Annotated in this window: 13 protein-coding genes; 4 read left to right on the forward strand and 9 right to left on the reverse strand. The window is 60.8% G+C overall.

The genetic code is table 11. The features are described from left to right. Positions 1–39: 39 nt before the first annotated feature. From BP38_RS0111845 to BP38_RS0111880, 8 genes are all read right to left on the reverse strand, one after another. Positions 40–1761, reverse strand: coding sequence for an ABC transporter substrate-binding protein (locus BP38_RS0111845; RefSeq protein WP_051609301.1), 1722 nt, complete (start codon positions 1759–1761; stop codon positions 40–42). Positions 1762–1838: 77 nt separating this feature from the next. Next, a complete protein-coding gene (locus BP38_RS0111850; RefSeq protein ID WP_026987900.1) occupies positions 1839–2123 on the reverse strand; it encodes a DUF2160 domain-containing protein in 285 nt (94 codons plus the stop codon). Between the two features lie 12 nt (positions 2124–2135). Continuing rightward, positions 2136–2933 (reverse strand): carbohydrate ABC transporter permease, encoded by a 798-nt coding sequence (locus BP38_RS0111855; protein WP_026987901.1) that lies wholly within the window; start codon positions 2931–2933, stop codon positions 2136–2138. Continuing rightward, positions 2930–3811 (reverse strand): carbohydrate ABC transporter permease, encoded by an 882-nt coding sequence (locus BP38_RS0111860; RefSeq protein WP_026987902.1) that lies wholly within the window; start codon positions 3809–3811, stop codon positions 2930–2932. The genes BP38_RS0111855 and BP38_RS0111860 overlap by 4 nt, the downstream gene beginning before the upstream one ends. Before the next feature lie 3 nt (positions 3812–3814). After that, positions 3815–4900, reverse strand: a complete 1086-nt coding sequence (locus BP38_RS0111865; RefSeq protein WP_026987903.1) for an ABC transporter ATP-binding protein — start codon at positions 4898–4900, stop codon at positions 3815–3817. A 16-nt stretch (positions 4901–4916) separates the two neighbouring features. Then, positions 4917–6005 carry an ABC transporter ATP-binding protein gene (locus BP38_RS0111870; RefSeq protein WP_026987904.1) on the reverse strand — a complete coding sequence of 363 codons (1089 nt, stop codon included), beginning with the start codon at positions 6003–6005 and terminating at the stop codon, positions 4917–4919. A 4-nt stretch (positions 6006–6009) separates the two neighbouring features. Beyond that, a complete protein-coding gene (gene glpD / locus BP38_RS0111875) occupies positions 6010–7557 on the reverse strand; it encodes a glycerol-3-phosphate dehydrogenase (protein WP_437123997.1) in 1548 nt (515 codons plus the stop codon). Between the two features lie 126 nt (positions 7558–7683). Continuing rightward, positions 7684–8466 carry a DeoR/GlpR family DNA-binding transcription regulator gene (locus tag BP38_RS0111880; protein ID WP_081816631.1) on the reverse strand — a complete coding sequence of 261 codons (783 nt, stop codon included), beginning with the start codon at positions 8464–8466 and terminating at the stop codon, positions 7684–7686. 164 nt (positions 8467–8630) lie between these two features. Here BP38_RS0111880 and BP38_RS0111885 point away from each other — a divergent pair, with 164 nt between their 5' ends. Further along, the gene (locus tag BP38_RS0111885) at positions 8631–9392 is read left to right on the forward strand and encodes a class I SAM-dependent methyltransferase (protein ID WP_026987907.1); all 762 of its coding nucleotides are present in this window, start codon (positions 8631–8633) and stop codon (positions 9390–9392) included. Between the two features lie 132 nt (positions 9393–9524). Continuing rightward, a complete protein-coding gene (locus BP38_RS0111895) occupies positions 9525–10652 on the forward strand; it encodes a CaiB/BaiF CoA transferase family protein (protein WP_026987908.1) in 1128 nt (375 codons plus the stop codon). 24 nt (positions 10653–10676) lie between these two features. Here BP38_RS0111895 and BP38_RS20430 read toward each other — a convergent pair whose 3' ends face one another. After that, positions 10677–11519 carry an endonuclease/exonuclease/phosphatase family protein gene (locus BP38_RS20430; RefSeq protein ID WP_211250301.1) on the reverse strand — a complete coding sequence of 281 codons (843 nt, stop codon included), beginning with the start codon at positions 11517–11519 and terminating at the stop codon, positions 10677–10679. Positions 11520–11977: 458 nt separating this feature from the next. Here BP38_RS20430 and BP38_RS0111905 point away from each other — a divergent pair, with 458 nt between their 5' ends. Together BP38_RS0111905 and acuI are read left to right on the forward strand one after the other, a co-directional pair. Continuing rightward, positions 11978–13402 carry an FAD-binding oxidoreductase gene (locus BP38_RS0111905; protein WP_162175159.1) on the forward strand — a complete coding sequence of 475 codons (1425 nt, stop codon included), beginning with the start codon at positions 11978–11980 and terminating at the stop codon, positions 13400–13402. A gap of 101 nt (positions 13403–13503) precedes the next feature. Beyond that, entirely contained in the window at positions 13504–14472 is a 969-nt protein-coding gene (acuI, locus tag BP38_RS0111910) for an acrylyl-CoA reductase (NADPH) (RefSeq protein WP_367401683.1), read from the forward strand. Positions 14473–14481: the final 9 nt, after the last annotated feature.

Genomic DNA, 14481 nt, shown 5'->3' on the forward strand with positions numbered 1-14481 from the left:
CCTCTATGGTTTCCGGCCCAGATCCTTGTGGAAATCAGCTCAGTCTTCCTGAGCGTCCTGCCACTGCTCAACCAGTTCGTCGTACTTGACGGTCTCGCCCTGGGGCTTCTCGTTGTCCAGCTTGGGCTTCGGCGCCCCTTCCTGATCGAACCAGTACTGCGCATCACGCGGCTCGTTCAGCTTGGGTCCGCAGTCACCCTGGACGCCTGCACGCTCCAGGCGCGCCATGATGTCGTCCTGCTGTTGGGCAAGGCTATCCATGGCCTCCTGAGCGGTCATTTCACCGGTCACGGCCTCGGCCACATTCTGCCACCACAGCTGTGCAAGACGCGGATAGTCCGGCACGTTTACGCCTGTGGGGGTCCACTGGACGCGGGCCGGAGAACGATAGAACTCCACGAGGCCACCCAGCTTCGGAGCACGCTCCGTGAAGGACTCATGCCGGATGTCGCTGTCCCGGATTGGGGTCAGGCCAACATGGGTCTTCTTCAGACTGACCGTCTTGGACACGGTGAACTGGGCATAGAGCCAGGCGGCCTTACGGCGATCCGGCTCGGTGGCCTTCATCAAGGTCCAGGAACCGGCGTCCTGGTAACCCAGCTTCATGCCCTCCTCCCAATAGGGACCATGCGGCGAGGGAGCCATACGCCATTTCGGATTGCCGTCCTCGTCCACGACCGGCAGGCCTTCCTTGGCCATGTCGGCGGTAAAGGCGGTGTACCAAAAGATCTGCTGGGCAATATTGCCCTGGGCTGGCACCGGACCGGCTTCCGAGAAGGTCATACCGGCGGCCTCCGGCGGGGCATAGGCCTTCAGCCAATCGATATACTTCTGCAAGGAGTAGACCGCAGCCGGACCGTTGGTGGCGCCCCCGCGCTCGACGGAAGAGCCGACAGGACGACACTCCTCCATGCGGATGCCCCATTCATCCACCGGCACACCATTGGGAATGCCCTTGTCGCCTGCTCCCGCCATGGACAGCCAGGCGTCCGTGAAACGCCAACCCAGTGAGGGATCGCGCTTGCCGTAGTCCATGTGACCATAGACTTTCTCGCCGTCGATCTCTCCCACATGCTCGGTGAAGAACTCGGCGATGTCCTCATAGGCCGACCAGTTCACCGGCACGCCCAATTCGTAGCCATAGATCTCCTGGAACTGTTCCCGAAAATCCTCGCGCTGGAACCAGTCGTAGCGGAACCAGTAGAGGTTGGCGAACTGCTGGTCTGGCAGCTGATAGATCTTGCCGTCCGGACCCGTGGTAAAGGAGATCCCCATGAAATCGTCGATATCCAGCATGGGGTTGGTGACATCCGCGCCTTCACCTTCCATGTAATCCTCGAGCGGAAAGACTGAATCGTAGCGCGAGTGGGTCCCGATCAGGTCGGAGTCGTTGATATACGCGTCATAGATGCTGCGCCCTGACTGCATTTCCGTTTGCAGTTTCTCGATCACATCCCCTTCACTGATCAGATCATGCGTTACATTGATGCCCGTGATTTCCTCAAAAGCCTCGGCCAGGACATTTGATTCGTATTCATGGGTAGTGAGAGTTTCTGAAACGACATTGATATCCATGTCGCGGAAGGGTTCAGCCGCCTTGATGAACCATTCCATTTCCTTCATCTGTTCTTCTTTGGACAGGGTCGACGGTTGGAATTCCTCGTCGATCCAGCGTTCCGCCGCCTCCATGTCCGCCATGGCGTTCTGGATGCCCAGTGCGAGTACCATGGCGGAGGCGGTAAAGAGTGTTTTTCTCAACATCTGATTTCCTCCCTAGTTTCTGGTTTTTCTACTCTATGCGGGCTTTCCATGGGCGCCCGTTCAGCCCCTTCATCGATCTAGACCCACCGGAAAACCGCAATCGCATAGGCGATGCTGAGCGCAGAGGCCCAGAGCAGGTCGAGATCGACAAAACCGATCCAGATGACGTGTATGTATGCACTGCCGAGCAGCGAGATGAAGAAGCGGTCCCCGCGCGTGGTGACGATTCCCAGGATACCGACCCGTTCCACAGTGGGCGAAACCTGCTGCCACAGCGACATGGCCACCAGGCCCAGGAAGATGCCGACGAAGAACAGGCCCGTCTGCCAGGTCCAGGCCATCCATTGAAGATTGAGCTCCATGGCAAACCTCCCTTACACGCGGCCCAGGGCAAAGCCCTTGGCGATGTAGTTACGCACGAAATAGATCACCAGTGCGCCCGGAATGATGGTCAGGACTCCGGCCGCCGCCAGGACGCCCCAATCCAGGCCCGATGCCGAGACCGTGCGCGTCATTGTCGCTGCAATCGGTTTTGCATTCACGGAAGTCAGGGTACGCGCCAACAGCAATTCGACCCAGGAGAACATGAAACAGAAGAAGGCGGCCACGCCGATGCCCGATGCAATCTGCGGCATGAAGATCTTCACGAAGAACTTCGGAAAGGAATAGCCATCGATATAGGCCGTTTCGTCGATCTCCTTGGGAACCCCCGACATGAAGCCCTCCAGGATCCAGACCGCCAGCGGCACGTTGAACAGGCAGTGCGCCAGGGCAACGGCAATGTGCGTGTCGAACAGGCCCACCGAGGAATAGAGCTGAAAGAACGGCAGGGCGAAGACAGCAGGCGGTGCCATGCGATTGGTCAACAGCCAGAAGAACAGGTGCTTGTCACCCAGGAAGCGGTAGCGCGAGAAGGCATAGGCTGCCGGCAGGGCCACGGAAACCGAGATGATCATGTTCATCACGACATAGATCGTCGAGTTGATGTAGCCCGAATACCAGGAGGCATCCGTGAAGATGACGAGGTAGTTGTCCAGCGTCGGGTTCAGCGGAATGGGGGAAAGTACCGACAGGATTTCCTGGTTGGTCTTGAAGGACATGTTGACCAGCCAGTAGATCGGTATCATCAGCAGGATGATATAGATCGTCGGTATCAGCCAGCGTCCCTTCATTGTCCAACCTCCATGTCGTCGCGCCGCTTCGCCGTCATGACCGTGTAGAACACCCAGGACAGCGCCAGGATAATCAGGAAGTAGATGATCGACATGGCGGCGGCGCGGCCCAGGTCGAACTGGCCGATGGCAATCTTCACCAGGTCCACGGACAGGAAGCTTGTGGCACTCCCTGGGCCACCACCCGTCACTACGAAGGGCTCGGTATAGATCATGAAGCTGTCCATGAAGCGCAGCAGGATGGCAATGACCAGGACCCGGCGGATCTTGGGCAGCTGAATGTGACGGAAGACCGCCCAGCGCGAGGCGCCATCGATGCGGGCGGCCTGGTAATAGGCTTCCGGGATCGAGCGCAGGCCGGCATAGGCCAGCAGCACGACCAGGGATGTCCAGTGCCAGACATCCATCAGCACCACAGTCACCCAGGCACTGAGCGGATCAGTCGTGTAGTTGTAACTGATACCCAAGCTGTTCACGGCCCAGCCAAGCAGGCCGATATCCACGCGTCCAAAGATCTGCCAGATGGTGCCGACAACGTTCCAGGGAATCAGCAATGGCAGGGCCATCAGGACCAGGCAGATCGGCACACCGAGTCCGCGCCGCGGCATGGAAAGCGCCACCACCACACCAAGGGGAATCTCGATCAACAGGATCAGACCGGAAAACAGGAACTGGCGCCAGAGGGCGTCATGGAACCTGCTGGAATTCAGGATGTCCTCGAACCAGACAAGTCCCGCCCAGAAGAATTCATTGCCGCCGAAGGTATCCTGGAAGGCATAGTTGACCACGGTCATCAGCGGAATGAGCGCGCTGAAACAGACGATCAGGACCACCGGCAGGACCAGGAACCAGGCTTTCTGATTGACCTTGCGCTCCATGACTCAGGCCCCCCCTTCGCTGAGATGACCGTCCATGTAGACATGCAGGTGCGAGGGCTCGAAGCGCACCCCTGCCGTGTCCGAAGGAAGCTCGCTGCCTTCAGGCAGTATCGCGGCAACCGCCTGGTCATTCAGCGTCAGCCGCGCTATGCGATAGCGCCCTACATCATCAACCCGTTCCAGACGGGCCGGCAAGCCCTCTTCCGGACGGGTCACGGTCACGAACTCGGGCCGGATGCCAAGCTGGACCTTGTCGCCCAGGGCTGCGGGAACATGGTGGCCCGCCAGCAGGTCAAGTTTGTGTTCTCCAAGCCAGGCCTGCCTGCCTTCTAGTCGGCAATCCAGGACATTCATGCCAGGCGAACCAATGAAATAGCCCACGAATGTATGTGCCGGCTTCTCGAAGAGTTCCTCGGGGGTGCCGATCTGAACAACCTCCCCTTCATACATCACCACGACCTTGTCGGCGAAGGTCAGGGCCTCGGTCTGGTCATGGGTCACATAGACCATGGTGTGATTGAAATCCTTGTGAAGCTGCTTCAGCTGGCCGCGCAGCAGCCATTTCATGTGCGGATCGATCACCGTCAGCGGCTCGTCGAACAGGATTGCGTTGACGTCGGGTCGCACCAGGCCGCGCCCTAGAGAGATTTTCTGCTTCATGTCGGCCGTCAGGTTTTCCGCCCTGCGTTTCAGCCGATCCGTCAGGTCCAGCATCTCGGCCACCTCCCTGACGCGACGGTCCACCTCCGTAGCCTGGAATTTCCGATTGCGTAGCGGGAAGGCCAGATTGTCATAGACAGACATGGAATCGTAGATGACCGGGAATTGGAAAACCTGGGCGATGTTGCGCGCTTCCGGTGGTTCGCGGGTCATGTCCCGCCCGTCGAAAAGCACCTGTCCCTGCGTTGGCACCAGCAGGCCCGAGATGATGTTGAGCAGTGTGGTTTTGCCACAGCCGGAAGGCCCCAACAGCGCATAGGCGCCCCCGTCCTCCCAGACATGCGTCATCTCCTTCAGGGCGTAGTCGGCCTCATCCCGCGGCCTGTCGAGGTAGGAGTGCGCCAGATTTTTCAGTTCGATGCGCGCCATTGTCTTCCCTCCTGCCCTATGCCGCCGCCTGCAAACCGGGGGCCGCCTTCAGGCGCTGCTCGGCATCGAATATGAACAGTCGTTCAGGATCGATATAGACCGGCACACGGTCTCCAGCCGACAGATCCCGCACGCCGTGTGCCAGCACGACCCAACGCTCACCGGCGAAGTCAACGTGGACAAAACTCTCGGAGCCGGTGATCTCGGTCACCGTCACCTCTGCCGTAACCTCGACGGCGCTTTCGGTAGGCCGTTCAAGGGCAAGGTGGTTGGGCCGCATGCCCAGGGTGTAGCGACCATCCGGCAAGCCTTGCAGAAGGCCGGCCACAGGCATCTCCTGTCCATCAGTCAACTGGAGTCGACCGCCTTCAAGGCGCACCTGCATCAGGTTCATGGGCGGGTCCGAGAAAACCTGGGCTGTCAGCAGGTCGTGCGGGCGTCGATATACATCCAGCGTGGGGCCGAACTGCGTTACCGTCCCCTCGTGTAGAGTGGCCGTATTGCCGCCCAGCAGGAGGGCCTCCGTCGGTTCCGTGGTGGCATAGACCAGGACAGTGCCGCTTTCGCTGAAAACCCGGGGCAGCTCTTCGCGCAGTTCTTCACGCAGCTTGTAATCCAGGTTCGCAAGGGGTTCGTCCAGCAGAACCAACTCCGCCCCCTTGACCAGGGCCCGCGCCAGGGCGGTGCGCTGTTGCTGTCCACCGGACAGTTCAAGCGGAGTGCGGTCCAGCATCGCCGTGATCTTCAACAGCTCGGCGGCCTGCTTCACCTTGCTCTCGATCTCGGCTTTCGGGCGCCCGGCAACACGCAGGGGCGAGGCAATGTTCTCGAAGACCGAAAGTGTGGGATAGTTGATGAACTGCTGGTAGACCATGGCCACATTGCGCTTGCGCACGGGCACGGCCGTCACGTCCTGGCCGTTTGCCAGCACGCGTCCGGATGTGGGCTCATCCAGGCCCGCCATCAGGCGCATCAGGCTTGTTTTGCCGGAAAGCGTGGGACCCAGGAGAATGTTGAGGCTGCCGGGCTCCAGCTTCATGGAAACCGACCGGATGTGCGTTTCCGATCCGACAACCTTGCTGACCTCTACAAGCTCCACGGACATTCCCCTACCCCTTGGCCTGCTTCAGCTGTTCTTCCTGTCGATCCAGCCAGGATCCTATCCAGCCTTCAAGTGCCCTGACTTCCTCGCCTGTCAAACGCAGCCCCAGTTTGCTGCGCCGCCAGAGTACATCCTGGGCACTGCGGGCCCATTCCTCACGCATAAGGAAGTCCACTTCGCGTGCATGGAGATCGGCACCGAAATTCTGCCCCATGTCCTCTAGCGTCTGCGCCTTTCCAAGCAACTCCCTTGAGCGTAAACCATAGGAGCGTATGAGGCGACGCGCCCAGGCCTCGGTCAGGAAGGGGTAGTCCCGCAGCATCTGCGACTTGAGGTCGGCCTGCCCACCCACAACAAAGTCGCCCCCTGGCAGGGTGGCTCCGGCCGTCCAGTCGCCGGACAGCCCCTCCAGATGAGGGGAGAGTTTCTGCAAGGCGTGCTCCGCCAGCTTTCGATAGGTCGTGATCTTGCCGCCAAAGACATTCAGCAGAGGCGGCTGGCCATCCTGACCTGCATCCAGCGAAAGTACATAATCCCGGGTGGCCTGTTGGGCCGCACCAGCCCCATCGTCGTAGAGAGGCCGAACACCCGAATAGCTGTGAACGACATCGTCGGTGGAAAGCGGCCGTTCCAGGTACTGACTGACGGCAGAAACCAGGTATTCCGTTTCCTTCTGCGAGATATGGACGTCCTTGGGATCCCCCTGGAAATCCTCGTCGGTGGTGCCGATCAGCGTGAAATCCTGCTCATAGGGGATCGCAAAGACGATGCGGCCATCTGAGTTCTGGAAGATATAGGCGCGGTCATGCTCGAAGAGGCTGGGCACGACAATGTGGCTGCCCTTGACCAGGCGCGTGTGTTCGGAACTGTTGACATGCAGTCGGTTCGCCAGAACTTCGGAGACCCAGGGGCCGGCCGCATTGACCAGGCTTCGGGCTCGAATTTCCCGCTGTTGCCCGGTTTCGCTGTCCTTTACCTCCACATGCCAGAGACCATCACGCCGTTCGGCCGAGGTACAGGCTGTGCGGGGATGTAGCTCAGCACCGTGATGCGCGGCATCCAGGGCATTCAGCACGACAAGGCGCGCATCATCCACCCAGCAATCGGAATACTCGAAGCCACGCGTGTACTCCTGCTTCAGAGGTGCCCCGATCGGGGAGCGGCGCAAATCGAGGGACTTGGTCCCCGGCAGGATCTTGCGCCCGCCCAGATGGTCATAGAGAAACAGCCCGAGCCGAATCAGCCAGGCCGGACGCAGTCCCTTGTGATGCGGCAGCACAAACCGCAGAGGCCAGATGATATGAGGCGCGGCGCGCAACAGGACCTCGCGCTCGATCAGCGCTTCGCGCACCAGGCGGAACTCGTAGTATTCCAGATAGCGAAGACCGCCGTGTATCAGCTTCGTGCTCGAGGAGGAGGTTGCGCCGGCAAAGTCGCCTTGTTCGCAGAGAAATACGCTGGCGCCGCGCCCGGCTGCATCGCGAGCAATTCCGCATCCGTTGATGCCGCCACCGATGATGGCGATGTCGTAGATATCGGGCATCTCGTTCGCCAAGGGCTTCCCTGCTCCCTGATTCTATTTGATTATTATTATTTTCGTATAGCCACCAAACGAACATTATCCGAAAACAAACGAACATTCAATTGAAGAGTTCCATCACGCCTTGCGGCCGACCAGGAGCTAGGTCGCAATTTCGACCCTGACCCCGGATTCCTCGCAGATCCGGCGCAGGCTTGCCGGGGGCGGCTCGTCCGTGATGAGGCGATCCACCTGCGAAAGGTGTCCGATCCGCACCGGCGCCGAACGCGAAAACTTCATGTGGTCGGCCACCAGGAAGACCGTGCGCGCATTCTCGATAATGGCCTGAGAAACACGCACTTCTCGGTAGTCGTAATCGAGCAGGTCGCCCTCTTCCTCTATGGCCGAGGCACCGATCACGGCATAGTCCACCTTGAACTGGCGAATGAAGTCCGTGGCCTGCTCGCCCACAATGCCGCCATCGGAATGGCGCAGCACGCCTCCCGTCACGATCGTCTCAATTTCAGGCTGGCTGTGCAGTATATTGATAACGTTTATGTTGTTGGTAATGGCCATCAAGCCGCGATGACCCGCCAGCGCGCGCGCCACCTCCTCGGTGGTCGTCCCGATGTTGATGAACAGAGAGCAATTGTCGGGAATCAGTTCCGCGGCCCGGCGTCCGATCCGCTGCTTCTCTTCGGAAGCCAGCAGGCGGCGGGCTTCGTACTTCACGTTCTCTATTCCCGTGGCCAGTACGGCGCCCCCATGAACACGCTTCAGCAGGCGCTGGTCGCAAAGTTCATTCAGGTCCCGCCTTATGGTCTGGGGCGTCACCGAGAAATACGCGGCCAGATCTTCCACGGTCACCCGTCCGGCTTCTCGGGCCTGCTCCAGGATCATTTCAAGCCGGGGGGAAAGGTCCTGCACGAAGGCCTCCATGTTCATTTATTTTCGTTTTACGGCCCTGGAGCATACAGAAATTTTCGCTTTTGCAAAACAATCCGCAGGCGGTAAAGGCGCGGATTATCTGTGGCTTGCTTCATGTGCATTGACAGTCCCGTCGCGCCGGCGGAGCTTTATCCCAGTAAATCCAGCGGAAAGCGAAAGCAATGGAAGCGCCCACGAAACAGGATTGGAATGCCGAACGCTACCAGCGTGATGCGGGCTTCGTGGCCCGACTGGGCCAGGGCGTGGTTGAGCTCCTGGCTCCCAGGCCCGGCGAACGCATTCTGGACCTCGGTTGTGGCGACGGAACGCTGACCGAAGTGATTGCCGCCAGCGGTGCCGAGGTCATTGGCAGCGATTCCGCGCCGGACATGGTGGCCGCCAGCCAAGGGCGCGGGCTGGATGCGCGCCTGATGGACGGGCACGAACTGGCATTCGACGCTCCCTTCGATGCGGTCTTCACGAATGCGGCCCTGCACTGGATGACCCAGCCGGACCGTGTCCTCGACGGTGTCACCAGGGCGTTGAAGCCTGGCGGGCGTTTCGTTGGCGAGTTCGGAGGGCACGGAAACGTCGCCGCCATTCGCACGGCTCTCCATGAAGCGCTCAGCCGGCGTCAGCAGGACCCCCTGGCACTCAGTCCCTGGTATTTTCCATCGCCCGATGCCTATGCTCGCCGCCTGGAAAACCATGGTTTCCGGGTCGAGGAAATCTACAGCTTCCCGCGCCCCACCCCCTTGCCGTCCCACCTTCCGGCCTGGCTGGAAATCTTTGCGCAAGCCTTTCTGGCCCCCTTTTCAGAAAATGAGCGCTCCGAGATCCTGGAAGAGGTCACCGATCGCCTGCGCCCCATCCTTTGCGACGAGGAGGGCAAGTGGACCGCCGATTACGTGCGCCTGCGCTTTGCGGCCAAGCGTGAAGGATGACCGCGCCTCCGAACGGCCTGTCAGGATACGTCGTAGGCGAGGATTATAACGTCCCGGGGTTTGAACTTCCCGGGCAAATCACCGATGGTCTTCCCATGACCCCGGACACGGATGGAAGTAGCGGTTTCTGACATGCCCAAGGATCTCGAAGGCCTTCTTGTTGTCACGCTTGAGCAGGCCGTGGCAGCCCCCTATGCGTCGTCGCGCCTGGCCGATGCAGGCGCACGCGTTATCAAGCTGGAACGCGAGGAAGGCGACTTCGCCCGGCGTTATGATCGTTGCGTCAATGGCCTCAGCGCCTATTTCGTCTGGCTCAATCGCGGCAAGGAGTCCGTACGTTTCAACCTGAAGGATCCGCAGGACCAGCAACTGCTGCATAACCTGCTCTCAAAGGCGGACGTCTTCATCCAGAACCTGGCCCCGGGCGCCACCGAACGCGCAGGCTTTGGCAGCAAGAGCCTGCGCGAGCGCTATCCCCAACTGATCACCTGCGACATCAGTGGCTATGGCATGGAAGGCCCCTACCGCGACATGAAGGCCTATGACCTGCTTGTCCAGGCCGAAACTGGCCTGGCCAACATCACCGGGACACCGGAATCCGGCGCCCGGGTTGGCGTCTCCGTCTGCGACATTGCCGCCGGCATGTATGCCCAGCAGGCCATCCTGCAGGCGCTGTTTGCCCGCGAACGCGGCAAGGGCGGACGTGGCATCGAGGTATCGCTCTATCACAGCCTCTCCGACTGGATGAACGTGCCCTATCTGCAGCACCATTACGGCCAGAAGACACCGCAGCGCGAGGGCCTGCGCCATCCCACCATTGCCCCCTATGGAGCGTACGACTGCCGGGATGGCAAAGCCGTCCTGCTCTCCATCCAGAACGAGCGCGAATGGAAGAACCTCTGTGAGATCGTTCTGCAGCGCCCCGACATTACCGAAGATCCACGCTTTGCCACCAATCCGGACCGCGTGGCCAACCGAGCGGTCCTGGACGAGATCATCAACGGCGTTTTCTCCGGACTGGACCGCGAAGAGGTGATCGCGAGACTGAATGAAGCGAATGTGGCCTACGGCAAGCTTTCCACCATGGAAGATGTCGTTACCCATCCCCAGAACCGCTTCATCCAGGTCGAGACCTCAGCAGGCGAAGTCAAGGTCCTAGCGCCGCCGCCCATCACCCCGGACTTCGAGGATCACTACGGGGCGGTTCCGGACCTGGGCGCCGACGACACGCAGGTTCGTGAGGAATTCTCGAGTTCCTGAGGCCTCAGAGCATGCATTCGAAGACTACTCCTCGCCATCTTCGGCAGCTTCGCGGCCTTCCTCCACCGTCTCCCGTGCCTCTTCCTGGTCTTCCGGCACCGCATCGGGCGCGTTCTCCTGCCCTTCGTTGGCCGGCTGATGACAGACTTCGACCAGGATGGGGAAATGATCGGAGCCCACGGGTTCAAGCCGGCTCATCTGCACCAGCGTGAAGTCCGCGCTGAAGAAGACATGATCGATGGGCCAGCGCAGGAAAGGCCACTGCGCATGGTAACTGGGATAGAGATTGCGACCGATCCGGGGATCGAGCAGACCGCTCAATTCCTGGAACAGCCGGGTGGTATCCGACCAGGCCACATCGTTCAGATCCCCGGCCACGATCACCGGGACCTCCACTTCGCGCGCTTCGCGGCCGACCAGCACCAGCTCGGCATCGCGCTCCTCGGTATCCTGGCTTGGTTCCGGCGGGCGCGGATGCAGGCCATAAAAGGCCACCTCCCTGTCGGAACGCAGACGAACGCGCGTATGGATCGACGGCACCTCGTCCTCGACCAGCCGACGGACCTCCGGCTCGATCAGCTCCAGGCGCGAAAAGAACAACAGGCCGTACTTGTTCTCCTGCGGTTGGGCCATGACCTCTGCATAGTCTTCCTCCAGCGGGACCATGGCATTTGCCCACCAGTCATTGGTCTCGATCAGGAAAACGAGGTCCGGCTCATGCGTTCCGATCCGTTCCATGACGGCCTCGCTGTCACGATTGTCCTGCAGAACATTCACCACCATCAGGCTCAAGCGGTTGCTGTCCGGGCACTTCGCCTCGACAGCCGTCACCGCCTGGTTCGGCCAGTAGGCGGTATAGGGCAGCATGCGCGCGGATTGATAAGCCAGGCACCGCCAGGAACCAGAACCTTGCCTGTCGCCAATCAAAGGCAGCCAGGCACAACAGGAAAACAACGGCCAATATGGCGGCCAGCTGCATGCGTGGAAAGTCGAAAATGCGGATCCACCAGGCTTCACCCGGAAAGAAGGGCAGCAGGGTCGCAACCACAAGAAGCAGTCCCAGTGCCCAGAGTACGGCCCGCAGCAAACGCAGCATTTGTCGTCCTCAATAGACTGAATCCTTTGAAGGCTAGCGCTCTGCCGCGCTCTGGCAAGCAGGAACATGGCAAGCCCAATCACAATATCATGAGCACGTCCGACAAAGTGTGCGATGCCTGGCAACGCCATGGACCCCTGTAATGCCCTTGCAGGATCGGGGTATCACGCAGACAATTCCCCTGCGCGCAAGACGACACGCCCCTGTGGCGACTATGGAGGAAATGGACATGTCCACGCTGAAGATGCAGCAGTCAGGCCTGCCGGAAGGCCTCGAGGATCTGCTTGGCTCGAAGGGCCTTCTGACCGGTGAGGCGGCCCAGGAGTACGGCCGTGACTTCATGGGGGAAGTGGACAATGCCCCTCTGGCCGTGCTGCGTCCGGAAACAACTGAACAGGTGGCCGAAGCCCTGCGCATCTGTACCGAACATGGCCTTTCGGTCGTCCCCCAGGGCGGGCGTACCGGACTGACGGGCGCCGGCGTCCCAACGCGCCCCAATCACGAGGTCATCCTCTGCCTGGGGCGCATGAACAAGGTCCGCTGGCTGGACGAGAAGAACCACGCCATGGCCGTCGACGCCGGCTGCATCCTGGCCGATGTCCAGAAGGCGGCCGCTGACGCCAACCGGCTTTTCCCGCTCAGCTATGGCGCGGAAGGCTCTTGCCAGATCGGCGGCTCGATCTCGACCAATGCCGGCGGAACGGCGGTTCTGCGTTACGGCAATACACGCGACCTGATCCTGGGGCTCGAGGTGGTACTTGCCGACGGTACGGTTCTCGACATGATGCGCGCGCTGCGCAAGGACAATACGGGCATCGACCTGAAGCAGCTCTTCATCGGCTCCGAGGGTATCCTGGGCGTCGTGACCGGGGCGGTCCTGAAACTCTATCCGGCCGTGGCCGAGCGCGAGTGCGCGCTTCTGGCCTTCCCCTCCCTTCCGGCCGTCATGCAAAGCTTTGCCATCGCCCGGGAAAGCACAAACGACCGTCTGTCGGCCTTCGAGATGATGCCACAGAACGGCATCACGCTGGCCTGTGAGCGCGTTCCAGATGTCGTGGACCCTGTCGAGGGGGATTATCCCTGGTATGCCCTGCTGGAAGTCTCCGCCAGCAAGCAAGGCTCTGGCCTTCAGGAAATGCTGGAAGGGCTGATCGAGCGATTGATGGAGGAAGGCCTGGTTCTGGACGGCACGGTTTCCAACAGTGAAAGCCAGCGTGCCCAGCTCTGGCGCATTCGTGAAGCCCTGGTCGAGGCCCACAACGACATGCCCCACCTGCTGAAGCACGACGTCTCGGTCCCCATTTCCGACATGGCCGACTTCATCGAGACCGCCACGGATAAGGTCCAGGAGATTGCCCCGGACGCCATGCTGATCGCTTTCGGGCACGTTGGCGATGGCAATGTCCATTTCAACATCTGTCACGACGAGAACAATCCCAACGGCAGTCTGGCAACGCGCAAGAAAGAGGTAACACGGGCGGTCTATGACCTGGTACAGGACTATCGCGGCAGCTTCTCGGCGGAGCATGGGGTTGGCTCCATGAAGCGTGACGCCCTGCGCCGCTACCGCAGCGAATCCGAAATCGCCGTCATGGAAAAGCTGAAGAAGGCGCTGGATCCGCAAGGCCTGCTCAATCCCGGCAAGGTGCTCTAGAAATCGCAGCCAGGAAGATTTGCGGGCTCTTCAATGCTGCGCTATCGTCCACCCTGTCCGGTGCATGCAAACAGGAGGATTGAGCCATTCGTGCCCTGCTACTGACCCGCGGCGAGGACAAGAAGACCCACGCCGAGCTCACCGAGGTGGACGAGGCGGACCTGCCCGAGGGCGATGTGCTCGTCGACGTGAAGTATTCCACCCTCAACTACAAGGACGGCCTTGCCATCACCGGGATGGGACCGGTGGTGCGCAGCTTTCCCATGGTTCCCGGTGTCGACTTTGCCGGCGTCGTGGCCGAAAGCCACCACGAGGATTTCAAGGCCGGCGACGAAGTCATCCTGACCGGCTGGGGGCTCGGCGAGGAACGCTGGGGTGGCTATGCCGAACGCGCCCGCGTCCAGGGCGATTGGCTGGTCCCCCTGCCGCAAGGCATGACACTGTCGCAGTCCATGACCATCGGAACCGCCGGCTTCACGGCGATGCTCTGCGTCATGCGCCTGGAACAGCTTGGCCTGAGACCCGACAGCGGACCGGTCCTGGTGACCGGCGCCTCGGGTGGTGTCGGCAGCGTGGCGGTCAAGCTGCTGGCCGGACGGGGATATCAAGTGAGCGCCATGACCGGGCGCGTGGAGGAAGAGGCCTACCTCAAGGCCCTGGGGGCCAGCGAAGTGATCAACCGGGCCGACTACAACGAACCGGGCAAGCCCCTGCAAAAGGGCATCTGGGCCGGTGCGGTTGATACGGTGGGCGGCCAGATCCTGGCCAACCTGCTGGCCAGCACCCGACAGGATGGAATCGTCACGGCCTGCGGCCTGGCCGCCAGCATGGACCTGCCCACGACCGTAGCCCCCTTCATCCTGCGCAACGTGACCCTGGCCGGTGTCGAAAGCGTCTATGCCGCACGTAAACTGCGCCTTGAGGCCTGGAAGCATCTGGCACGCGAACTGGATGCCGAAGCCTTGGAACGCATCAGCCAGACCGTCGGCCTGTCAGAAGTGATCCCGGCGGCACACGACATCATGGCCGGCAAGGTCCGCGGCCGAATGATCGTCGATATTGCGCGTTGATACGGCCTC

This window comes from Fodinicurvata fenggangensis DSM 21160 (genome assembly GCF_000686045.1).
Taxonomy (GTDB): Bacteria; Pseudomonadota; Alphaproteobacteria; order Kiloniellales; family DSM-21159; genus Fodinicurvata; species Fodinicurvata fenggangensis.

Excerpts from the sequence above, each read along its gene's own strand:
- BP38_RS0111845 (WP_051609301.1), bottom strand. The coding sequence starts at position 1,761 with ATGTTGAGAAAAACACTCTTTACCGCCTCCGCCATGGTACTCGCACTG.
- BP38_RS0111850 (WP_026987900.1), bottom strand. The coding sequence starts at position 2,123 with ATGGAGCTCAATCTTCAATGGATGGCCTGGACCTGGCAGACGGGCCTG.
- BP38_RS0111855 (WP_026987901.1), bottom strand. The coding sequence starts at position 2,933 with ATGAAGGGACGCTGGCTGATACCGACGATCTATATCATCCTGCTGATG.
- BP38_RS0111860 (WP_026987902.1), bottom strand. The coding sequence starts at position 3,811 with ATGGAGCGCAAGGTCAATCAGAAAGCCTGGTTCCTGGTCCTGCCGGTG.
- BP38_RS0111865 (WP_026987903.1), bottom strand. The coding sequence starts at position 4,900 with ATGGCGCGCATCGAACTGAAAAATCTGGCGCACTCCTACCTCGACAGG.
- BP38_RS0111870 (WP_026987904.1), bottom strand. The coding sequence starts at position 6,005 with ATGTCCGTGGAGCTTGTAGAGGTCAGCAAGGTTGTCGGATCGGAAACG.
- BP38_RS0111880 (WP_081816631.1), bottom strand. The coding sequence starts at position 8,466 with ATGAACATGGAGGCCTTCGTGCAGGACCTTTCCCCCCGGCTTGAAATG.
- BP38_RS0111885 (WP_026987907.1), top strand. The coding sequence starts at position 8,631 with ATGGAAGCGCCCACGAAACAGGATTGGAATGCCGAACGCTACCAGCGT.
- BP38_RS0111895 (WP_026987908.1), top strand. The coding sequence starts at position 9,525 with ATGCCCAAGGATCTCGAAGGCCTTCTTGTTGTCACGCTTGAGCAGGCC.
- BP38_RS20430 (WP_211250301.1), bottom strand. The coding sequence starts at position 11,519 with ATGCTGCCCTATACCGCCTACTGGCCGAACCAGGCGGTGACGGCTGTC.
- BP38_RS0111905 (WP_162175159.1), top strand. The coding sequence starts at position 11,978 with ATGTCCACGCTGAAGATGCAGCAGTCAGGCCTGCCGGAAGGCCTCGAG.